Source organism: Streptomyces griseus subsp. griseus, assembly GCF_003610995.1.
In the GTDB taxonomy this organism is placed as follows: Bacteria; Actinomycetota; Actinomycetes; order Streptomycetales; family Streptomycetaceae; genus Streptomyces.
Genome location: NZ_CP032543.1, coordinates 1288751 through 1309966 on the forward strand (window position 1 = coordinate 1288751; position 21216 = coordinate 1309966).

Genomic DNA, 21216 nt, shown 5'->3' on the forward strand with positions numbered 1-21216 from the left:
ACTCAAGCGTCCCAGAGCGCCGCCAGGGAGAGCAGGTCGCTCCGGTACTCGATGCGTTCCGACCACTCCTGGGGCCAGGCCCCCGCGCCCAGGTGGGCCCCGGCGAAGGCGCCCGCCAGGCAGGCGATGGAGTCCGAGTCGCCCCGGGTGCAGGCGGCGCGGCGCAGGGCGGTGAGCGGGTCCTCGGGGAAGAGCAGGAAGCAGTGCAGGGCGGTGGCGAGGGCCTCCTCGGCGATCCAGCCGTCGCCGGTGCGCTCGCACGGGTCGGTCTCCGGGGACGGGGTGCGCAGGGCCTCCTGCAGGGTGGCCAGAGCGGCCTGGCACTCGTACCAGCCCCGGCTGATGTACGCCTCGGGCGAGGTGTCCCCGGCGTACCGCCACAGGTCGCCGAGCCAGCGCGTGTGGTAGCGGCCGGTGTTCTCGTAGGCGTAGCTGCGCAACTGGCCGATCAGGCCGAGCGGTTCGGCGCCCTGGGCGAGCAGGTGGATCGCGCGGGCGGTCAGGTCGGAGGCGGCCAGGGCGGCGGGGTGGCCGTGGGTGAGGGCGGCCTGGAGCTGGGCGGCGCCGGCGCGCTGCTCGTCGCTGAGGCCGGGGACGAGGCCGACGGGGGCGACCCGCATGTTGGCGCCGCAGCCCTTGGAGCGCGTCTGGCTCGCCTGCTGCCAGACGGGGGCGGTCTCCAGCAGGCGGCAGGCGGTGAGGCAGGTGTTGCCGGGGGCCCGGTTGTTCTCCGGCGAGTGGTACCAGGCGACGAACTCCTTCCGTACCGGGTCCACCAGCCGCTCCGGGGTGAGCAGTCCGCTGTCCATGGCGGTGCGGATGGCCCGGCCCAGCGCGATCGTCATCTGGGTGTCGTCGGTGACGATGGCGGGGGTCGGCAGCTCCATGTGCCGCCAGGGGCCGCACTTGGCGAGGATGGCGGGCACGTCGTCGAACTCGGTGGGGAAGCCCAGCGCGTCGCCGAGCGCGAGCCCGGTGAGTGAGCCGGTGGCCGCCTGTTTGGTGATTCTTCGGGTGGCTGTGGTCATGGCGTTCGTCCTTCCGGGCGCGAGAGGGGTACGTAGGCGGGCTGCGGGCGCAGCAGGGGCGGGTGCAGAGTGGCGGTGCCGCCCGCCCGGTACAGCGCGGCGGGTTTGCCCCGGCCGCCCGTGCGGCGCGGCGGGCCGTCGACCGGCTGGACGAAGCCCGGCACGTTCAGGACCTTGCGCCGGAAGTTGGGGCGGTCCAACTCGACGCCCCACACCGTCTCGTAGACCTGCTGGAGCTCCCCGAGCGTGAACTCGGCCGGGCAGAACTCCGTGGCCAGGCAGGTGTATTCGAGCTTGGCGCCGATCCGGTCGCGGGCGTCGTCCAGGATGCGGCCGTGGTCGAAGGCGAGCGGTCCGGTGGAGCCCGCCGCCCACCACCGCGCGCTCGCCGCGTCGCCGCCGCCGCGCGGTTCGGGCAGATCCGGCAGGAGTGCGGCGTACGCGACCGAGACGACCCGCATCCTCGGGTCGCGGTCCGGGTCGGTGTAGGTGCGCAGCTGCTCCAGGTGGAGGGCGCCGACGGCGTCGGGGCCGAGGCCGGTCTCCTCGGCCAGCTCGCGGCGGGCGGCCTCGTCGGCGGACTCGCGGGGCAGGACGAAGCCGCCCGGCAGCGCCCAGCGCCCCCGGAACGGGTCCTCCCCGCGCTCCACCAGCAGCACATGGAGCGCCGCATCCCGGACGGTGAAGACCGCGAGGTCGACGGTGACCGCGAACGGCGGGAAGGCGTGCGGGTCGTACCCCTCGGGCACGCCGGTGCTCATCGTTTCTCCGGGAGGGGGGCGGCGAAGTCCCAGCCGGTGGCGAGGAGTTCGTCCACGGCGGCGACGGCCGCGGCGAGACGGGTCTCGGGCGGGCCGGTGATCTCGATGAAGCGGCGTCCGGTGCGGGTGAGTTCGGCGCGGAAGCGGTCGGTCATCCAGGGCCGCAGCTCCTCGCCGTCCCGCAGCCCGTCGTCCTCGAAGGCGACGCCCTCGTGGTCGGTGAGCAGCCACAGATGGTGGGCCGCGCGGTCCGCGATCTCCTCGACGAGCGGGTTGCGCCCGCCGACGTACCGCTCGTGCCAGACGGTGGTGGCGAAGGAGTCCGTGTCGCAGAAGAGGACCGGGGAGCCGGTGCGGGCGGCGGCCTCCTCGCGCTCGTTCTGGGCCTCGGCGATGACGGGGAAGTCGTCGGTGGTGAAGGTGACGTCCTCCCAGGCGGCCCCGGGCCACCGCTCGCGCAGGGCGGCGAGCTTGTGCTCGCTGTACTCGCGCCCGTACTCCGCGACGTATCCCGTCCCCGCCCAGACCCCGCCGCGGGCGCGGTAGTGGCCGGTGAGGGCCCGCGCGAGGGTGGTGGTGCCGGTGGACTCGGCGCCGAGGACGACGACCCGGCGGGCGAGGGCGGCCCGGACGGGTGCCTGGAGGAAGTCCCAGCAGCCGGCCGGGTCCTTGCGCACGGCGGTGCCGGAGACCGGGAAGAGGGCCCGGTCGGGGTCGACGAGGACGGACGCGGCGCCGAAGCGGCGGCCCAGCTCCTCCCCGTACGCCTCCGAGGTGAAGACCGCGTCGACCCGCCCGGGCACGGCGGCGGTGAAGACGGCCATGTGCGCGTCCCAGACCGCCGGGTCGGTCACGTCCATGGGTGTGTCGTCGACCGCGCCGACCACGGTGACGTCCGGGTGCACCTCCCGCATCCAGGCGACCCGGTCGGCCAGCGGCACGGACTCCACGGAGGCGGCGCAGACCAGCACGGTCAGCCGCTCGCAGTGGTCCTGGGCGGTCCGGACGAGGTGGTGGTGGCCCGCGTGCGGCGGGTAGAACTTGCCCAGCACCAGGCCGTGTTCGTGAGCCTTCATGCCGTGGCCACCTCCAGCGGGCGGGCGTTGCGGGCGGTCAGGTCGCGGTGCCAGCTCCGCAGGCCGACGAGGCAGAGCGCGAGGAACCCGGCGTACAGCAGCGAGGTCAGATACAGCCCCTTGTGCGCGTAGAGCGGGATGTAGACGAGGTCCGCCGCGATCCACAGCCACCAGGACTCCAGCCGCTTCCTGCACTGCCCGTACGTCGCCGTCAGCGACAGCGAGGTCGTCAGCGCGTCCCAGAACGGGACGGTGGAGTCGGTGGCCCGGGTGAGCAGCAGGGTGAGCCCGGCGGTCCCCACCACCCCCGCCGCGAGCAGCCAGGTCCATTCGGTGCGGGTCGTCCTGCGCACCGGAAGGACGGAGGAGCCTGGTCCACCCCCGTGGGTCCAGGTCCACCAGCCGTACGCGGCGAGGGTGATGAAGACGATCTGGAGGCCCGCGTCGGCGTACAGGCCGGCCTGGGCGAACAGCAGGATGAAGAAGACGTTGTTGGCGATGCCGATCGGCCAGTTGGCGATGTGCTGGCGGGCCACGAGCCACACGCACAGCGCCCCGCTGCCGAATCCCAGGACCTCGGTCCAGCTGACCGGGGTGTCCAGGACGGTCACCAGGGGCTGTTGCAGGGGATCGAGTATGTCCGCGAGGCTCACGGGCCCGCCTCCTTCTTTATGGTCACTCTGACTATAAAGGGCGGACGGGGGCAGCGAAAGGCCCGCGGCCGGTTCCGTTCGAACTTTCCGAACGGAACCGGCCGCGGGCCTTGGGGAGCGCTGTCAGAGACCGACCTCGCGCATCAGCATGCCGACCTCGGTGTTGGTGAGGCGGCGCAGCCAGCCGGACTTCTGGTCGCCCAGTGGGATCGGCCCGAAGGACGTCCGCACGAGGCGCTCGACCGGGAAGCCGGCCTCGGCCAGCATCCGGCGCACGATGTGCTTGCGGCCCTCGTGGAGGGTCACCTCGACCAGGTAGTTCTTCCCGGTGTTCTCGACGACGCGGAAGTGGTCGGCGCGGGCGTAGCCGTCCTCCAGCTGGATGCCGTCCTTGAGCCGCTTGCCGAGGTCACGCGGCAGGGGGCCCTGGATGGCGGCCAGGTAGGTCTTCTTCACGCCGTACTTCGGGTGGGTGAGGCGGTGGGCCAGCTCACCGTGGTTGGTGAGCATGATGATGCCCTCCGTCTCGGTGTCGAGACGGCCGACGTGGAACAGCCGCGTCTCGCGGTTGGTCACGTAGTCGCCGAGGCACTGGCGGCCGTCCGGGTCCTCCATCGAGGAGACGACGCCCGCGGGCTTGTTCAGCGCGAAGAACAGGTAGGACTGCGCGGCGACGGTCAGGCCGTCGACCTTGATCTCGTCCTGGTGGACATCGACCCGCATGCCCTGCTCCACGACGATCTCGCCGTTGACCTCGACCCGGGACTGCTCGATCAGTTCCTCGCACGCGCGGCGCGAACCCATACCGGCCCGGGCGAGGACCTTCTGCAGCCGCTCACCCTCCTGCTCGGCGCCCGGGTGGGTCTTGGGGAGGTTGATCTCGGGCTTGTTCGCGTACCGGTCGCGGTTGCGCTGTTCGATCTTGGCGTCCAGCTCACGCGGGCGCGAAGGAGCGGCACGGCGGAAACCGCCGGTGCGGCCGGAGCCGCCCTGTGCGGACTTCGGGCCGCCCTTGGCACCGCCGCGGGCCGCCGAGCCGCGGCCCTTGCGGGGGCCGTCCTGCTCGGACCGGGCGCCGGGGGCGTCGTTGCCCACGTCGTAGCGGCGCTCCTCGGGGCGGGGACGGCGGGGACGCTGCTCCTCGTCACGGCTGCCCTGGTAGCTGGGACGCCCGTCCTGGGAGCGCCCGCCCTGGCCGCCGGGACGCCCGCCCTGCGAGCCGCCGCGTCCGCCCTGGCCGGTGGGCCGTCCGCCCTGGCCGGTGGGCCGTCCGCCCTGGCCGCCCGGGCGGCCACCCGAGGCTCCGGGCCGTCCGCCCTGGCCGCTGCCGCCGCGTCCGCCGCCGCCCTGGCCGCCGGGGCGGCCACCCTGGCCACCGCCGCCCTGGCCCTGGCGGAAGGAGCCGCCGCCGCTGCGGCCGCCACCGCCCGCGCCGCCGCCGCTCCGGCCGCTGCCGCCGCTTCCGCTGTTCCTGCCACTGCTTCGCATCAAAATTCCGTCTTGTCGTCTGCGTGAGTATCCGGGGTGTCCGGTGCGTCCGGATCGAACGACGGCACACCCTCTAGCGTCTCAGCCTCGATCGCGTCCGCCTCGGGGAGGAAGGGCGCGAGTTCCGGGAGCTCGTCCAGGCCGCGCAGGCCCATTCGCTCCAGAAAGTAGTTCGTCGTCCTGTACAGGATCGCACCTGTTTCGGGTTCCGCGCCCGCCTCGGCCACCAGGCCCCTCTGGAGGAGGGTCCGCATGACGCCGTCGCAGTTGACTCCGCGCACCGCCGAGACCCTGGAGCGGCTCACCGGCTGCCGGTAGGCGACCACCGCCAGGGTCTCCAGCGCGGCCTGGGTCAGCCGGGCGTGCTGGCCGTCCAGGACGAAGCCCTCGACGGCCGCCGCGTACTCGGGGCGGGTGTAGAACCGCCAGCCGCCCGCCACCAGCCGCAGGTCGAAGCCCCGGCGCTGCACGGTGTACTCGTCGGCCAGCTCCCGCAGCGCGTCCGCCACGGCTCTGCGGGGCCGCTGGACCACCTTGGCCAGCTGGTCGACGGTGGCGGGCTCGTCGACGACCATGAGGACCGCTTCGAGGGCGGGCTTGAGGTCGAGGGAGGCGACGGCGCTCCCGCCGTCCCCCTGGCTCGGCTGCTCACTCATCCCGTACGTCCTCCTCCTGCTCGGCCGTCCCGTTCAGCTCCTGGTCGAACTCGTCCGTCACCACCGGCTCCGCGTCCGCCCCGCCGCACCAGGCCACCATCAGGTCGCCCAGCGCCTCGTCCTGGTCCAGGGTGACGGCCTTCTCCCGGTACAGCTCCAGCAGGGCCAGGAAGCGGGCGACCACGGTGAGGGTGTCGGGGGCGTCCTCGGTGAGCACCCGGAAGCTCATCGCCGCCCCGGCCTCGCGCAGCCGCTCCACCACGATGCCCGCCTGCTCCCGCACGCTGACCAGCGGGGCGTGGATGTGGTCGACGTACACCTGGGGCTTCGGCTTCGGCTGCATCGCCTTGACCGCCAGCTCGGCGAACCCCTCGGGCCCGATGCTGATGACGACCTCGGGCAGCAGCGCCGCGTGGTGGTCCTCCAGGCCGACGGTACGGGGGTGACGGCGGGCCTCGGCCTCCAGGCGTCCGCTGAAGATGTCGGCGATCTGCTTGTACGCCCGGTACTGGAGCAGCCGCGCGAAGAGCAGGTCCCGCGCCTCCAGGAGCGCCAGGTCCGCCTCGTCCTCCACCTCGGCGGCGGGCAGCAGCCGGGCGGCCTTCAGGTCCAGCAGGGTGGCGGCGACGACGAGGAACTCGGTGGTCTGGTCGAGGTCCCAGTCCGGTCCCATGGCGCGGATGTACGCCATGAACTCGTCGGTGACCTTCGAGAGCGCGACCTCGGTCACGTCCAGCTTGTGCCGGGAGATCAGCTGGAGGAGCAGGTCGAAGGGCCCCTCGAAGTTCACCAGGCGGACGGTGAAGCGCTTGTCGTCGGACGCTTCCGGCGCTTCCTCGGGCTCGGGCGGGGCCTCCGGGCCGGGCAGGACCTCCGGCTCCCGTACGGGCTCGGACCCGGCCTGTACGGGCTCCGGCGCGCTTTCCGGGACCTCCGGTACGGGAACGGCTTCCGGCACCTCCACGGGCTCCGGAGCCGCCTCCTCCGCCTCCGCAGACGCCTCCAGAGGCTCCGCCGGCGGCACCACCGCCCCCGGCCCCCGCCCCAGGGCACGGCGGCGCGGGGCGGCGGGGTCGTGGGGCGGCGGCATGGTGGTCCAGGGGTGGGGCGGGGCGCGGACGGGTCCCGCCGGTGGGCGGACCCCATCCGGCAGGCTACCGGCGGGACCGGTCAGCGGCCGCGCAGCCGCCGTACGAGGATGCTCGCGTCGCCCCGGGACTCCAGGTCGGCGAGGACCACCGCCACCGCCTCGCGGACGATGCGGCCGCGGTCCACGGCGAGGCCGTGCTCGCCGCGCAGGACGAGCCGGGCGTGTTCGAGGTCCATCAGCTCCTCGGCGGAGACGTAGACCGTGATCTTCTCGTCGTGTCGCTCCCGGCCGCTGGGCCGCCGGTTGGCGCCGCGTCCGCCACCGCGCCTGCGCTGCTGCTGGACGGCCGGGGACTGCTCCGCCGGGGCGGCGGAGGCCGGCCGGTCGCCGGAGGGCGGGGCGGGGGCGGCAGCGGCGGCCTGGCGGTCACCCTCCCCGCCCCGGCCGCGCGGGTCGGCGCCGTCGGTGTCGGCGGAGGCGTGCTCCTCATGGCTCTCGGCGGGAGCGCCGCCCTGGCCCGAGGGGTCGCTCTCCCCTGCCGGTGCGGGCACCCGTGGCTCGCCGTTCGCCTTGCGTCGCCGGTCCGCCGGGGAGGAGGACTGGAGGCCCATCCCTCCCCCGGTCGTACGGAACAGTTCGTCGGCCCCCGGCAGACTCACTCGGCGTGACACCGGGCGAGCACCTCCCTGGCGAGCTGGCGATAGGCGGCGGCACCGACCGAGTTGGAGGCGTACGTGGTGATGGGCTCACCGGCGACCGTGGTCTCCGGGAAACGGACCGTGCGCCCGATGACCGTGTGGTAGACGTGCTCGTCGAAGGCCTCGACGACGCGCGCCAGGACCTCGCGGCTGTGCACCGTACGGGAGTCGTACATGGTGGCGAGGATGCCGTCGAGTTCCAGTTCGGGGTTGAGCCGCTCCTGGACCTTCTCGATGGTCTCGGTGAGCAGTGCCACCCCGCGCAGCGCGAAGAACTCGCACTCCAGCGGCACTATGACCTTGTGAGCGGCCGTCAGGGCGTTCACGGTGAGCAGGCCGAGCGAGGGCTGACAGTCGATCACGATGTAGTCGTAGTCGGCCATCAGCGGCTTCAGGGCGCGCTGGAGCGTGGACTCGCGGGCCACCTCGCTGACGAGCTGCACCTCGGCGGCCGAGAGGTCGATGTTGCTCGGCAGCAGGTCCATGTTGGGGACGGCGGTCTTCAGCAGGACCTCGTCGGCCGCCATGCCCCGCTCCATGAGCAGGTTGTAGACGGTCAGGTCGAGTTCCATCGGGTTGACCCCGAGGCCGACCGAGAGGGCGCCCTGCGGGTCGAAGTCGACGAGCAGGACGCGGCGTCCGTACTCGGCGAGCGCGGCACCCAGGTTGATGGTCGACGTGGTCTTGCCGACGCCGCCCTTCTGGTTGCACATCGCGATGATCTTCGCGGGGCCGTGGTCGGTCAGGGGGCCCGGGATCGGGAAGTACGGCAGGGGCCGTCCGGTCGGGCCGATGCGCTCGCGGCGCTGGCGCGCGGCGTCGGGCGCGAGCGTGGCCGCGTACTCCGGGTCGGGCTCGTACTCGGCGTCGGGGTCGTAGAAGTGCCCCTCGGGCACCTCGGCGAAGTCGGCGAAGCGGTCGGTGTTCCGGCCACTCTCGTTGCCGGCCGTGGCGTTCACGTGTAGGCCGTCCATCATCTGGGGGGCTGTCGTCATGTGCTGTTGGGTGGCGAAGGTGCGGACAGCGACGGAGCCGACAGCTTCGAGCCCGATCGGGCTCAGACCCCGTGCAGGCATCCCTGGTTGACCACCCCCGGGAGTAATTGTCGACTCATTCACAAGTCGTCTTACCTCCTTGGACGTGACCAGGAAACTTATCGATAGGTCAGCGTGGCACCATGCCGACGATTGGCGACTCTATGGCGTGCCACCCGTCCGCAGCAACACAATCCGCCGGACCCGGCCCGATGTGTCGGCAATCGAACACCTCGCTGTCAAGGGTGCACAGCGACCAAGCCGCACATTTCGCCGCAGCACGAAACGGGTAAAGGGTTACGTTCGAGGCGAGTTGCACAAGGGCCTCACAGGGCCCGATACACCTCCGGCCGGACCTTGCTCGGCAAGGTCCGGCCGGACGCGCGATGTTGACGGGAGGTGTTGACCCGTCAGCCGAGCAGGGTGCCCAGCTCGACGTGCGGGAGGCCGTGCGCCTCGGCCACCTCGCGGTAAACGACCTGGCCCTCATGGGTGTTGAGGCCCTTGGCCAGTGCGGCGTCGCGGCGCAGGGCGTCGGCCCAGCCACGGTTCGCCAGCTCCACGATGTACGGCAGCGTGGCGTTGGTGAGCGCGTACGTGGAGGTGTTCGGGACCGCGCCGGGCATGTTGGCGACGCAGTAGAAGACCGAATCGTGGACCTGGAAGGTCGGCTCGGCGTGGGTGGTCGGGTGCGAGTCCTCGAAGCACCCGCCCTGATCAATTGCAATGTCGACAAGTACACTTCCGGGCTTCATCTTGGCGACGAGCTCGTTGGTGACCAGCTTCGGGGCCTTGGCTCCGGGGATCAGCACGGCGCCGATGACGAGGTCTGCCTCGACGACGGCCTTCTCCAGCTCGAAGGCGTTGGAGACGACGGTCTGCACCTTGGTGCCGAAGATCCTGTCGGCCTCGCGCAGCTTGTTGATGTCGCGGTCCAGCAGCGTGACGTGGAAGCCGAGGCCCACGGCGATCTGGGTGGCGTTCCAGCCGGAGACGCCGCCACCGATGACGACCGCGCGGCCGGCGTGGGTGCCGGGGACGCCGCCGGGGAGGACGCCACGGCCGCCGACCGAGCGCATCAGGTGGTAAGCGCCGACCTGCGGGGCGAGACGGCCCGCGACCTCGGACATCGGGGCGAGCAGCGGGAGCGCGCGGCCCGCGGTCTCGACCGTCTCGTAGGCGATGGCGGTGGTACCGGAGGCCAGCAGCGCGTCGGTGCACTCGCGGGAGGCGGCGAGGTGCAGGTACGTGAAGAGGGTCTGACCCTTGCGGAGGCGGTGGTACTCCTCGGCGACCGGCTCCTTGACCTTCAGCAGCAGGTCGGCGGTGGCCCAGACCTCGTCGGCGGTGCCCAGGATCTGCGCACCGGCGGCGACGTACTCCTGGTCCGGGATGGACGAGCCGGCACCGGCGTCCTTCTCGATGACGACCTGGTGGCCGTGGCGGACGAGCTCATGCACTCCGGCGGGGGTGATCGCCACCCGGAACTCGTTGTTCTTGACTTCGCGGGGGATGCCGACCTTCACGTGGATCACGGTCCTTGGCTCGGAGGGTAATCCGGGCACGGCAGAACAGACCCGGACATACACATCATAAATGGAGACGCCACGAACGAGCGCGGCAGAGCCAGTCTAATGAAGGACTTCCCGCTGTCTAGCCTTACAAAGCATTAACTTTCCGTCGAAGCACTGCGGATTTCGTAGGCAGAACCCTCCTCGCCCAGCAATCTGTCGGCAGCCGCCCGGTGCAGCCGGGCCGCCGCCGGGTCGCCGAGCCGGTCCAGGGTGTCGGCCAGCCGCAGCTGGAGCGCCGCCTGAAGCCGCACGTCATCGACGCGACGGGCCAGCTCGGCCGCCTCCCGGCAGGTCTGCAACGAGTCGTGCGGCCGCCCCGCGTACTCCTGCACCCGGGCCGCCTCGCTGAGCGCCCGCGCCTGGGCCGCCAGGTCGCCGAGCCTGCGGTGTCCGGCCGCGGCGGCCCGCCAGTTCCGCAGCGCCTCGCCGTACCGCCCGGCGTAGCTGTGGACGGCGCCGAGCCGTCCGTAGAGGCGTGCCTCGTCCGCCCGCTCCCCCTGGGTGAGGCGCTGGGCGAGCGCCCGGCCGTACCAGTCGGAGGCCCGGTGGTAGTCGCCCAGCTCGGCGTACGTACTGCCTACGGATTCCATCGCGCGGCCCGTCGCGTACAGGTCGCCGGCGGCCCGTCCGGCGTCCAGGGCGGCCCGGTAGCGGGCCAGGGCGTCGCGGGGACGGCCGGTACGGGCGTCCAGGTCGGCGAGGTTCAGCAGGGCGGCCGCCTGTTCGCGGGGGAGGTTGCGGCGTTCGGCGACGTCCAGGACCAGGCCGTGCAGCCCGTACAGCTCGGGTGCGGCGGCCTCGGTGCCCCGGTGCGCGGCCAGCGCCCGCACCAGAGAGGCGACCAGGCGGCGGGCCAGGGTGTCCAGCTCGCCGTCGGCCACCGCGAGGCGGGCCGAGGCGAGCAGGGCGGGCTGGCGCGACAGGAGCCAGACGCCCGCCTCCTCGGCGCTGGGGAAGCGCAGGGAGCGGGGCAGCCCGGCGAGCTTGCGGTGGGCGGTGGTGCCCTCCGGTTCGGTGACCGCGCGGCAGGCCTGGAGCCGGCGCACGGTCCGCTCCAGCATCCGGGCGCGAGCCAGCTGGATCTCGGCGGGCCGGTCCCGGTCCTCCAGGAGGGCGCGCAGCATCGGGGCGAGGCAGCCGGGGATGCTGTACTGGGGGTGGGCGGCGCCGTCCGTCCGCAGCAGTCCGAGCCGGACGAAGTCGTCCAGGGTCTTCTCGGCGGCCGAGACCGAGCAGCCGGCCAGCGCGGAGGCGGTGTGGGCGTCGGCCAGCCCGGCGGGGGCGAGGGCGAGCAGGCGCAGTATCCGGGCGGCCGCCGGTGCGAGGGAGTCGTGGACGAGACGGAAGGCGCGGGCCAGCGGGCGGGCGCCGGTGGGCTGCTGGTCACCGGTGTCGGGCAGCTCGTGGAGCTGCTTGGTGACGTCGGCGACGGAGGCCATGGGGTGGGCGGCGAGCCAGCCGCCGATCAGGGCGAGCGCTGCGGGCTGTCCCCCGCACTCCTCGGCCAGGGTCTCGGCGGTGCGCGGGTCGACGGTGATGCGGACCTGGCCGATGACGCGGGCGAGCAGCTGGACGGCGGCGCCCGCCTCCAGGCCGCCGATGGTGCAGGGCCGCACGTCGGGGATTCCGGTCAGCGGGCCGGTGGCGGTGGCGACGACCAGGCAGTCCGGGTTCTCCGGGAGCAGCGGGTCGACCTGTTCGGCGTCGGCCGCGTCGTCGAGGAGCAGGACGACACGGCGTACGGCGAGGGCCTCGCGGACCATCTCGGAGAGTTCGTCCTGGTCGGCGCCGGGCGGGACGCCGACGCCGACCAGGGAGAGGATCTCGCCGGCGGTGCGTTCGGTGGGGACGGGCTCGCCGCCGGGTTCGGTGAGGCCGACCCGGAGCACCCCGTGGGGGTAGTCGCCGGAGCCCGTACCGGGAACGGCCCACGGCAGCGCGCCCGTTCCGGTTTCGGGTCCCGAGGCGTCGGCCGGAGCGGTGCCCGTACCGGTGAGGGCGCCCGCGAGTTCGGCGGCGAGTGCGCTGCGGCCGGAGCCGGGGCGGCCCGCGATGAGGAGGACCCGGGCGCGGGGTGTCTTGCGGCCGGCCAGGGTGTCCAGCCCCGCGCGTGCGATATCCGCCCGCAGGGCCTTCAACTCCCGTTCCCGGCCGAAGAATCGGGGCGGGGCGGCGCCGGACGGCTCCTCGGTCCCCACGGTCCCGGCCGGGCCGCTGGTGTCCACCGCCTGATCGGTCACGGGCCACGCTCCACTTCGCTGCACGCGGTGCCCGCCGGAACTCCGGCGGGGCCTTTCGAGCGTAGTTCAGCGGTGGTGTGGATCACTGCGGAGCAGGGCGGAGCCGAGGGGAACATCCCCCGATCGGATCAGCATTTCTTACGATCGCCATTTCTTACGACCGTCCGATCGGAGGAGGGCCGAGGGCGGCCGGGAGGAGCGGACGGACCGTCAGACCTCGAACGGGCGGGCAGGCCAGGGCGCCTCGGCGGGCCGGAGCGAGTCCACGCCGTCGCCCGCGCGGACGGCGGTGAGCGCGAGCACCCCGACGACCAGGCAGTTGTTGTGCAGGTCCCCCGCGATCACCGAACGCACCAGCTCGGGCAGCGGGATACGGGCCTGCTCCATGTCGGCCTCCTCCTCGGAGACCGCGAACCGCTCGCCCTCCGCCTCGGAGAGGCCGCGGGCGAGGAAGATCCGTACGGCCTCGTCGCAGCCGCCGGGGGTGGTGTAGACGTCGGTCAGCACCCGCCACTCCTCGGCCTTGACGTGCGCCTCCTCGTACAGCTCGCGCTGCGCGGCGTGCAGGGGGTTCTCGCCGGGGACGTCCAGCAGTCCGGCGGGGATCTCCCAGAGCCGCATGCGGACCGGGTGGCGGTACTGGCGTAGGACGAGCACCTGGTCGTCCTCGTCGATCGCGAGGACCGCCACGGAGCCGGGGTGGACCTGGTAGTCCCGGCCGTGGACGGAGCCGTCGGGCATGACCACCTGGTCGGTGCGGACGCTGGTCTTGTTGCCGGTGAAGGGGGTGGTGGTCGCGGTGACCTGCCACTCCTCGGGCGTGTCCTGGATACCCACTGCGTCCTCCCACGTACCACGTACAAAACGAGAAACCGGGGTACGCATCCGCGAACAGGATCCGTACCCCGGCCAACCGTAATGCCTCGGGACTACTCGCCCGCGCCGACCTTGCGCGCGACGGCCGCCTTCACCAGACCGGCGAAGAGCGGGTGCGGGCGGGTCGGGCGGGAGCGCAGCTCGGGGTGGGCCTGGGTGGCGACCAGGTAGGGGTGGACCTCGCGGGGGTACTCGACGTACTCGACGAGCTTGTTGTCCGGGGAGGTGCCGGAGAAGACCAGTCCGGCCTTCTTCTCCAGCTCACCGCGGTAGGCGTTGTTGACCTCGTAGCGGTGGCGGTGGCGCTCCTCGACGTACGGCTCACCGGCGTACGCCTCGCGCACCAGGGAGCCCTCGGCGAGCTTGGCCGGGTAGAGGCCGAGCCGCATGGTGCCGCCGAGGTCGCCCGCGCCCTCGACGTAGGCGAGCTGCTCCTCCATGGTCGAGATGACCGGGTGGGAGGTGGCGGCGTCGAACTCGGTGGAGTTGGCGTCGGGGATCTCGGCCAGCGAGCGGGCCGCCTCGATGACGATGCACTGGAGGCCCAGGCAGAGGCCGAGCAGCGGGACCTTGTTCTCGCGGGCGTAACGGATGGCGCCGACCTTGCCGTCGACCCCGCGCTCGCCGAAGCCGCCGGGGATGAGGATGCCGTCGACGTCGCCGAGGTGCTCGGCGGCACCGGCGGCGGTGCGGCAGTCGTCGGAGGTGACCCACTTGACCTTGACGCGGGCCTTGTTGGCGAAGCCGCCGGCGCGCATGGCCTCGGTGACCGAGAGGTAGGCGTCGGGCAGGTCGATGTACTTGCCGACCAGGGCGACGGTGACCTCGTGGTCGGGGTTGTGGACGCGGTCCAGGAGGTCGTCCCAGGTGGTCCAGTCCACATCGCGGAAGGGCAGGTCCAGCTTGCGGACGACGTAGGCGTCCAGGCCCTCGGTGTGCAGCACCTTGGGGATGTCGTAGATCGACTTGGCGTCGATCGCGGCGACCACCGCGGCCTCGTCGACGTCGCACATCAGCGAGATCTTGCGCTTGATGGAGGTCGGGACCTCACGGTCGGCGCGGAGCACGATGGCGTCCGGCTGAATACCGATGTTGCGCAGAGCGGCCACGGAGTGCTGGGTCGGCTTGGTCTTCAGCTCGCCGGAGGGGCCGATGTAGGGCAGCAGCGAGATGTGCACGACGAAGACGTTGTCCCGGCCGACCTCGTGGCGGACCTGGCGGACGGTCTCCAGGAACGGAAGCGACTCGATGTCGCCGACCGTGCCGCCGACCTCGGTGATGACGACGTCCACGTCATCGGTGGCCATGCGGCGGATGCGGTGCTTGATCTCGTTGGTGATGTGCGGGATGACCTGCACGGTGTCGCCCAGATACTCGCCGCGCCGCTCCTTGGCGATGACCTGTGAGTAGACCTGGCCGGTCGTCACGTTGGCTGATCCGTCGAGGTCGACGTCGAGGAAGCGCTCGTAGTGGCCGATGTCCAGGTCGGTCTCGGCGCCGTCGTTGGTGACGAACACCTCACCGTGCTGGAAGGGGTTCATCGTGCCCGGGTCGACGTTGAGATAGGGGTCGAGCTTCTGCATCGTGACCCGCAGGCCACGTGCCTTGAGCAGGGCACCCAGGCTGGAGGCAGTCAGACCCTTGCCGAGGGAGGAGGCGACACCCCCGGTGACGAAGATGTGCTTGGTCGTCGTGGATGTGGGCTGCATAGCCAAAGGGGGCTCCCGTGGTCGCGGTTGTGAGGTGCGTACCGGCCGCCGAACCGGGGATTCCGGGGTGCCGTCGCTGCGGTTCGGGGGCCTCGTCCGCTGTCGGATACGACCACCGGTCCACGGGCTACCAGGGTAACAGCGACGGGGGGAGGCTGCTTCCGGCCACACCCTGCACAGGGGCGTCACAGCATCACCCCAGTCGTTTCACGTCCCACCCGATCAGCTCAGAGATGTTGCCGGGACCGTCGCGCGGATCTTCGTACCGCGTCGTATCCTGCTCGGACGTTCGCTGCCGAGACGGCCGGGCGGCGGCACCATTTGGCCCGCTACCGGTCCGGGAACTCGTCGGTTCCTCCAGGGTGAAAGACCCTTTACCCCACGACCCCCTAGACCCCAGTAAGCGCCCCGGACGGGGCGACATGGCCGTTCGACTGGAGACGCACGTGGCCGGGCGCATCGAGGATTACGCACTCATCGGAGACATGCAGACCGCCGCCCTGGTCTGCCGGGACGGCACGGCCGACTGGCTGTGCCTGCCCCGCTTCGATTCGCACGCCGTCTTCGCGGGACTGCTGGGCACCGAGGAGCACGGCTTCTGGCGTCTGGGTCCCGCGAGGCCGGAAGGGGACGAGCCGCTCTCCGCGGACCGGCGCCGCTACCGCGGTGACTCCCTCATCCTGGAATCGGAGTGGGACACACCGCGCGGCACCGTCCGGGTGACCGATTTCATGCCACCGCGAGACGGGGCACCGCAGCTCATCCGGATCGTGGAGGGCGTCAGCGGCCGGGTGCCGATGCGCTCGGAGCTGCGCATGCGGTTCAGCTACGGCCGGGTGACCCCCTGGGTGCACAAGGTGGACAGCCGTACGGTCGCCGTCGCCGGGCCGGACTCCGTCTGGCTGGACACCGAGGCGGACACCTACGGCAAGAACCTGACCACCTACTCCGACTTCACTGTCGGACCCGGCGACCGGGTCGCCTTCACCATCAGCTGGCAGCCCTCGCACCACGAGCCGCCCGCGCTCCCCGACCCCGAGGGGTCCCTGGAGGCGACCGAGCTGTTCTGGCGTGAATGGGTCGACCAGTGTACGTACCACGGGCCCTATCGGGAGGCGGTCGTCCGCTCCCTGATCACCCTGAAGGCGCTGACGTACGCCCCGACCGGCGGGATCGTCGCAGCGCCGACCACCTCGCTCCCCGAGGAGATCGGGGGCGTACGGAACTGGGACTACCGCTACACCTGGCTGCGGGACGCCGCGATCACGCTCTCCTCGCTGCTGCGCACCGGCTACCGCGAAGAGGCCCGCGCCTGGCGTGAGTGGCTGCTGCGGGCGGTGGCGGGCGACCCGGAGAACCTCCAGATCATGTACGGCATCGCCGGCGAGCGCGAGCTCGGCGAGGCGGAGCTGGACTGGCTGCCCGGCTACGAGAACTCCGGCCCGGTCCGCGTCGGCAACGGCGCCGCCAACCAGCTCCAGCTGGACGTGTACGGCGAGGTGACCGAGGCGCTCCACCTGGCGCACATGACCGGCCTGACCCGCAACGACTACGCGATGGGCCTCCAGCTCAAGCTGATCGAGTATCTGGAGAAGCACTGGGAGGAGCCGGACGAGGGCATCTGGGAGGTGCGCGGTCCGCGCCGCCACTTCGTGCACTCCAAGGTGATGGCCTGGGTCGCCGTCGACCGGACGATCAAGCTGGTCGAGTCCGGGGAGGTCGACGGCCCGCTGGAGCGGTGGTACGAGCTGCGCGACGACATCCACCGGGACGTCTGCGAGCGCGGCTACGACAAGGAGCGCAACACCTTCACCCAGTCCTACGGGTCGAAGGAGCTGGACGCCTCCCTGCTGCTCATCCCGCAGATGGGCTTCCTGCCGCCGGACGACAAGCGGGTCATCGGCACCATCGAGGCGATCCAGCGGGAGCTGTCCACGGAGGACGGCTTCATCCTGCGCTACCCGACCGAGGGTGATGAGGCGGGCGTCGACGGTCTGGCGGGCGACGAGGGCGCCTTCCTGGCCTGCTCGTTCTGGATGGCCGACGACCTCGCGATGATCGGCCGGGTCGACGAGGCGCGCCAGCTGTTCGAGAAGCTGCTGGCGCTCCGCAACGACCTGGGTCTGCTGGCCGAGGAGTGGGACTCCAACCTCCAGCGCCAGGTGGGGAACTTCCCGCAGGCGTTCAGCCACGTCCCGCTGATCGACACGGCCCTGCGGCTGACGGCGAGCGGGGCGTACGTGGGCTGAGGCGGCTCCCCTCTCCGTGCACGGGACCGCCCCGGTCAGCGCCCGAGTGCGTGGCCGGGGCGGTCCCGGCGTTCTGACGGCCGGCGGGGCCGCCTGGGGAGACGCGGGGGTGGCGGCCCCGTGAGCACAGCGGTGGTCGCGCAGGTAGGGCAGAGCGTCCGGGACGGAGACGAGGCAGTGCTGGAGGACCCCGATGAATGACCTCCCCGGCGAGGTCAGGTCTCTGCTCACACGCTTCACGTCCGACATCGAGGCCGTGGTGCCCCTGGTGGCCCTGTGGGCACACGGATCGCTGGCTCTCGGGGACTATCAGGTGGAGCGCAGCGATCTCGATCTGGTGGCGCTGGTCGGCACGGAACTCACTGACGGCCGGCAAGAGGAGTTGCGGGCCGTCCACAGGCGATTGATCGACGACGTCCCCCTTGCCCGGACCCTGCACTGCGCCTACCTGCCCCGGGGGGACACGTCCGATGCCGCGCGGGCGCATCCGACCTGGGCCATGGACGAGTGGTTCGAGCGCCCCGTCACCCCTGTGAGCCGACGCGAACTGGCTCTGGGTGCGGTCGTCCTGCGCGGACCCTCACCGGTTGACCTGCTACCCGGGGTGAGCGATCGGGAGCTGACCGAGTTCATCGGTGGAGAGCTGGAGGACTACTGGCTGCCCGTGACAGCCGAGGCCAAGGCGGACCTGTGGCTCCAGGACGTCTGGGTGGACCTGGGGATGCTGACCTTCGCGAGAGCGTCGGTGACCCTCCGCAGCGGTCGGTTGATCACCAAACGGGAGGCCCTCGACGAACTGCGCTCCCTGGGAGCACCTACAGCGGTCGTGGAGGACATCCACCGGCGCAGATACGGGACGGACGGCTCGGAGGGCACATCCGTGTCCGGCGACTGGCGGGCCCGACGCGCTCTGCGGGCGCGCGAGTTCGTCCGCACGGGGATCACCGGTCTCCTGGCGCGGCGCGGGCGCCGGTCGGCGACGCCGTCCTCGGACACCGGGCTCGCGCGTTGATCTCCCCTGCGGAAGTGCCGGACCCGTCCTTCGGCATCCCCTCCGGAGCCTCCACGGCCGCCTGGCCCAGCGGTCCCCACCCCTCCCCTGCCATGCGCACCCCTGGCCCCTGGCGGTAGCGTCCTGAACAGGACGACCGCCCGGGGTACGGGCGTGGCACAAGGGGAAAGCGGGCCGGGTACGTGGAGAGCCACAGCGGAATCACCGTGCAGCGGGCACTGGAGCTGCCGGGGCTGCGTGCGGGCCTCCCGGAAGTTGTGGCCGGCGCGGACCGGCTGAACCGCACCGTGCGCTGGGTGCACGCGGGCGAGGTGCCCAACATCGCCTCGCTCCTCAAGGGCGGCGAGCTGCTCCTCACCACGGGCCTGGGCCTCGGCACCCGCCCCGCCGAGCAGCGCGCGTTCGTCCGCCGCCTCGCCGACCGGGGCATCGCCGCCCTGGTGGTGGAGCTGGGCCCGCGCTTCAGCAGGCTGCCCGCCTCCATCGTGGACGCGGCCCGCGCGGCCGGGCTTCCGCTGGTGCAGCTCCACCGCGAGGTGCCGTTCGTCGCGGTGACCGAGGAGGTGCACACCGAGATCGTCAACGGGCACTACGCCCTGCTCCAGCAGGCGGAGGAAGTGCACCGGCGCGCCACCCGGGCGCTGCTGGACGGCGGCGGGGTGCCGCAGGTCCTCGGCATCCTCGCCGACTTCACCGCCAACCCGGTCTTCCTGGAGACGCCGGACGGGCAGCTCCTGTACGCGGCGTCCACGGGCACGGGTCCGGTGGGCGCGGATCCGCTCCAGGTCTGGGAGGGCATGCGCGGCGACCGGGCGGCCCGGGAGTCGCCGCCGGTGGGTGCGGTCCTGGTGGATGTGCCGGGCGGTGGTCCGGACACCGGTGCCGTACGGGCCCGGCTGGTGCTGCTCGCCGTCTCGGGACCGCTGGCGACCGTGCACCGGATGGCGGCCGAGCGGGCGGCGGGGCTGCTCGCGGTGGTCCTGATGCAGGCCCGGCAGGAGGAGGAGCTGGCGGCCCGGGGCCGGGGCGATTTCCTCACCGATCTCGCGGAGGGCCGGATCACCCCGGAGGACGCGCCGGCGCAGGCCCGGGTGCTCGGCTTCCGGCCCGGGGACACCCCGCTCCTGCCCGTCGTGATGCGACTGGCGCCCGAGCTGTCCCCGTCGGGCAACTGGGCGCTGCTGGCCCGCGCGGTGCTGGAGGAGCTGGCCTCGGTCGGCGTACCGGTGCTGCTGGGCGTACGGCCGGTGGAGGGGCGGGTGCCGCTGCTGCTCGGGCTGCGGTCGGAGGGCGAGCGCACGGCGGTGGCGGACCGGGTGGCGGCGGCGCTGCGGGCGGGCGTGGAGCGGGCCGGCCTCGACCGGGCGGGTTCGCAGCCGCCGGTGGTCGTGGTCGGTGTGGCGGGCGGCTGGGCGGCGGCGGGCGCGGGGCTGCGGCACGCCTCGGAGACCGCGACGGCGGCGCAGGGCCTGGACGACCGGCCCTGGTACGACGCACGGCGACTCGACATCGACCTGCTGCTGTGGCGGCTGCGGGACCACCCGGACCTGGCGGCGTTCGTGAACCGGGCGATCGGTCCGCTGCGCGAGCACGACCGGACCTCGCGCCCGCCGCTGCTGCCGACGCTCCAGGCCTATCTGGCGCACGCGGGCCGCAAGGCGGAGACCGCGCGCGAGCTGCACCTCAACCGCCAGACGCTCTACAACCGGCTCGCCCGGATCGGCGAACTGCTCGGCACGGACCTGGACGACCCGCAGACGGTGCTGGCGTTGAGCCTGGCGCTGCGGGCCCGCCGCCACACGAATTAGGTACGCGAAGGCAGCGGCTGCGCCAACTCGTCGTACACGCTGAGCACATGGGCGATGGTGTCGTCCTCGGTGGGCCAGCCCGCCGCCTGCTCCCGCCCGGCCTCGGCCAGCCGCGCGCACCGCTCGGGGTCGCCCAGCAGCCGGGCGACCGTACGGGCGAGCGCCTCCGCGTTGCCGAACGGCACCAGTTCGGCGGCCTCACCGACGAGTTCGGGCACACCTCCGACCTCGGTCGCCACCAGCGGCACCCCCTGCCGCAGCGCCTCCTGCGCCAGCAGGGAGCGGCCCTCCCAGCGGCTGGGCAGCACGGCCAGGTCGGCGGCGGCGATCAACTCGCCCACATCGTCCCGGCATCCGATCAGCCGTACGGGCAACTCCTCGTCCCGGATGCGCTGTTGCAGGGCGGACCTCTCGCGCCCCTCCCCCGCGATGACCAACAGGGGTACGGGGTCGAGTCCGCGCCAGATGCGGGCGGCGTCCAGCAGGGTGCCGAAGCCGTGGTGCGGCACCAGGCTGCCGACGGCCATCAGCAACGGCCGCTCCACCGCGCCGAGTTCGGCCCGCGCCTTGCCGTCGTGCAGGCTCCCGGCCGAGCGCGGCACGGGGGCGGCGGCCGGGGCGAGCCGCGCGTCCCGGGCCCCCCGCGTCCGCGCCCGGTCCACCAGGTCGGACGAAGGAGCCAGGACAACGGCCGCAGCCCGTACGGCTCTTCGCTCCAGCAGATGCAGGATCTGGCGGCGGGCGCCCTCGGCGTACCGGCGGGTGTGCCAGGTCATCACCAGCGGCACGGTCCGCCCGCTCAGGGCGAGGGCGGTGCGGGCGGCGGCGTGCAGCCCGTGGGCGTGGACCACGTCGGCCCCCGCGCAGGCGGCCCGGAGCGCGGCGACGGTGGCCGGGTCGCTGCGCCGGGGCACCGGCAGGAAGCGGGCCCCGGTCGCCGCGAAGTCGTAGGCGTGGTCCACCGCGGGCGGGGCGCAGACGGTGACCTGCACCCCGCGCGCCACCAGCCCCGCGGCCAGCGAACTGACGTGCGCGCTGCTGCCCGCACTGCCGCCGCCCAGGACTTGGACCGTACGCAGCTGTGACACGTTGATTGGCTCCCCGGGGTCCCCGAGTCGGCGGTAAGTACAGCGCCAAGGATGCCAGTCCGTACGCGCGTTGCGGCACTGCCGGAACGTTGCTCCCGGGCGCGCGGAGACAACCGACCGAATGGCACCACCCTCAAGGGTGAATCCTGAGGCATGAAGTTGCCAACACCGGCGTT

Annotated in this window: 17 protein-coding genes; 3 read left to right on the top strand and 14 right to left on the bottom strand. The window is 72.5% G+C overall.

The features are described 5' to 3' along the window. Positions 1-2 precede the first annotated feature (2 nt). From D6270_RS05965 to D6270_RS06025, 13 genes are all read right to left on the bottom strand, one after another. Positions 3-1028, bottom strand: coding sequence for an ADP-ribosylglycohydrolase family protein (locus D6270_RS05965; protein ID WP_109166394.1), 1026 nt, complete (start codon positions 1026-1028; stop codon positions 3-5). After that, positions 1025-1789 carry an NUDIX hydrolase gene (locus D6270_RS05970; RefSeq protein WP_109166393.1) on the bottom strand — a complete coding sequence of 255 codons (765 nt, stop codon included), beginning with the start codon at positions 1787-1789 and terminating at the stop codon, positions 1025-1027. Before D6270_RS05970 ends, D6270_RS05965 begins: the two co-directional genes overlap by 4 nt. Beyond that, positions 1786-2865, bottom strand: a complete 1080-nt coding sequence (locus D6270_RS05975) for an AAA family ATPase (RefSeq protein ID WP_109166392.1) — start codon at positions 2863-2865, stop codon at positions 1786-1788. Before D6270_RS05975 ends, D6270_RS05970 begins: the two co-directional genes overlap by 4 nt. Continuing rightward, the gene (pnuC, locus tag D6270_RS05980) at positions 2862-3518 is read right to left on the bottom strand and encodes a nicotinamide riboside transporter PnuC (RefSeq protein WP_109166391.1); all 657 of its coding nucleotides are present in this window, start codon (positions 3516-3518) and stop codon (positions 2862-2864) included. The genes D6270_RS05975 and pnuC overlap by 4 nt, the downstream gene beginning before the upstream one ends. A 123-nt stretch (positions 3519-3641) precedes the next feature. Next, positions 3642-5006, bottom strand: coding sequence for a pseudouridine synthase (locus D6270_RS05985; protein ID WP_109166390.1), 1365 nt, complete (start codon positions 5004-5006; stop codon positions 3642-3644). Further along, positions 5006-5662, bottom strand: coding sequence for an SMC-Scp complex subunit ScpB (gene scpB, locus D6270_RS05990; protein ID WP_109166389.1), 657 nt, complete (start codon positions 5660-5662; stop codon positions 5006-5008). Before scpB ends, D6270_RS05985 begins: the two co-directional genes overlap by 1 nt. Then, complete coding sequence (locus D6270_RS05995; RefSeq protein ID WP_109166388.1) at positions 5655-6752, bottom strand: segregation and condensation protein A; 1098 nt, start codon at positions 6750-6752, stop codon at positions 5655-5657. The genes scpB and D6270_RS05995 overlap by 8 nt, the downstream gene beginning before the upstream one ends. 80 nt (positions 6753-6832) lie before the next feature. After that, positions 6833-7411 (bottom strand): hypothetical protein, encoded by a 579-nt coding sequence (locus tag D6270_RS06000; protein WP_204117227.1) that lies wholly within the window; start codon positions 7409-7411, stop codon positions 6833-6835. Continuing rightward, positions 7408-8526 (bottom strand): ParA family protein, encoded by a 1119-nt coding sequence (locus D6270_RS06005; protein WP_018488026.1) that lies wholly within the window; start codon positions 8524-8526, stop codon positions 7408-7410. Before D6270_RS06005 ends, D6270_RS06000 begins: the two co-directional genes overlap by 4 nt. 368 nt (positions 8527-8894) lie before the next feature. Next, positions 8895-10010 carry an alanine dehydrogenase gene (gene ald / locus D6270_RS06010; protein ID WP_109166386.1) on the bottom strand — a complete coding sequence of 372 codons (1116 nt, stop codon included), beginning with the start codon at positions 10008-10010 and terminating at the stop codon, positions 8895-8897. A gap of 143 nt (positions 10011-10153) precedes the next feature. Continuing rightward, positions 10154-12298, bottom strand: a complete 2145-nt coding sequence (locus D6270_RS06015) for a tetratricopeptide repeat protein (RefSeq protein WP_109166385.1) — start codon at positions 12296-12298, stop codon at positions 10154-10156. Between the two features lie 210 nt (positions 12299-12508). Next, positions 12509-13135, bottom strand: a complete 627-nt coding sequence (locus tag D6270_RS06020) for an NUDIX domain-containing protein (protein ID WP_109166384.1) — start codon at positions 13133-13135, stop codon at positions 12509-12511. A 92-nt stretch (positions 13136-13227) separates the two neighbouring features. Then, positions 13228-14883: a CTP synthase gene (locus D6270_RS06025; protein ID WP_109166383.1), complete on the bottom strand. Its 1656-nt coding sequence runs from the start codon at positions 14881-14883 to the stop codon at positions 13228-13230. Positions 14884-15329: 446 nt separating this feature from the next. Here D6270_RS06025 and D6270_RS06030 point away from each other — a divergent pair, with 446 nt between their 5' ends. The 3 genes from D6270_RS06030 (at position 15330) to D6270_RS06040 (ending at position 19952) form a co-directional block, all read left to right on the top strand. Further along, on the top strand, positions 15330-17132 hold the full coding sequence (locus D6270_RS06030) for a glycoside hydrolase family 15 protein (protein ID WP_109166382.1): 1803 nt from the start codon (positions 15330-15332) through the stop codon (positions 17130-17132). 193 nt (positions 17133-17325) lie between these two features. Continuing rightward, positions 17326-18144, top strand: a complete 819-nt coding sequence (locus tag D6270_RS06035) for a hypothetical protein (RefSeq protein WP_109166381.1) — start codon at positions 17326-17328, stop codon at positions 18142-18144. Between the two features lie 182 nt (positions 18145-18326). Continuing rightward, the gene (locus D6270_RS06040; protein WP_109166380.1) at positions 18327-19952 is read left to right on the top strand and encodes a PucR family transcriptional regulator; all 1626 of its coding nucleotides are present in this window, start codon (positions 18327-18329) and stop codon (positions 19950-19952) included. Here the strand turns inward: D6270_RS06040 and D6270_RS06045 are convergent. Beyond that, positions 19949-21040 (bottom strand): glycosyltransferase family 4 protein, encoded by a 1092-nt coding sequence (locus tag D6270_RS06045; protein ID WP_109166379.1) that lies wholly within the window; start codon positions 21038-21040, stop codon positions 19949-19951. The two genes, D6270_RS06040 and D6270_RS06045, sit on opposite strands and share 4 nt — an antisense overlap. Positions 21041-21216 lie beyond the last annotated feature (176 nt).

Bases quoted from the DNA above. Each gene is read 5' to 3' on its own strand.
- D6270_RS05995 (WP_109166388.1), bottom strand. From the start codon at position 6,752: ATGCCGCCGCCCCACGACCCCGCCGCCCCGCGCCGCCGTGCCCTGGGG.
- D6270_RS06025 (WP_109166383.1), bottom strand. From the start codon at position 14,883: ATGCAGCCCACATCCACGACGACCAAGCACATCTTCGTCACCGGGGGT.
- scpB (WP_109166389.1), bottom strand. From the start codon at position 5,662: ATGAGTGAGCAGCCGAGCCAGGGGGACGGCGGGAGCGCCGTCGCCTCC.
- D6270_RS05970 (WP_109166393.1), bottom strand. From the start codon at position 1,789: ATGAGCACCGGCGTGCCCGAGGGGTACGACCCGCACGCCTTCCCGCCG.
- D6270_RS05985 (WP_109166390.1), bottom strand. From the start codon at position 5,006: ATGCGAAGCAGTGGCAGGAACAGCGGAAGCGGCGGCAGCGGCCGGAGC.
- D6270_RS06005 (WP_018488026.1), bottom strand. From the start codon at position 8,526: ATGCCTGCACGGGGTCTGAGCCCGATCGGGCTCGAAGCTGTCGGCTCC.
- D6270_RS06035 (WP_109166381.1), top strand. From the start codon at position 17,326: ATGAATGACCTCCCCGGCGAGGTCAGGTCTCTGCTCACACGCTTCACG.
- D6270_RS05975 (WP_109166392.1), bottom strand. From the start codon at position 2,865: ATGAAGGCTCACGAACACGGCCTGGTGCTGGGCAAGTTCTACCCGCCG.
- D6270_RS05965 (WP_109166394.1), bottom strand. From the start codon at position 1,028: ATGACCACAGCCACCCGAAGAATCACCAAACAGGCGGCCACCGGCTCA.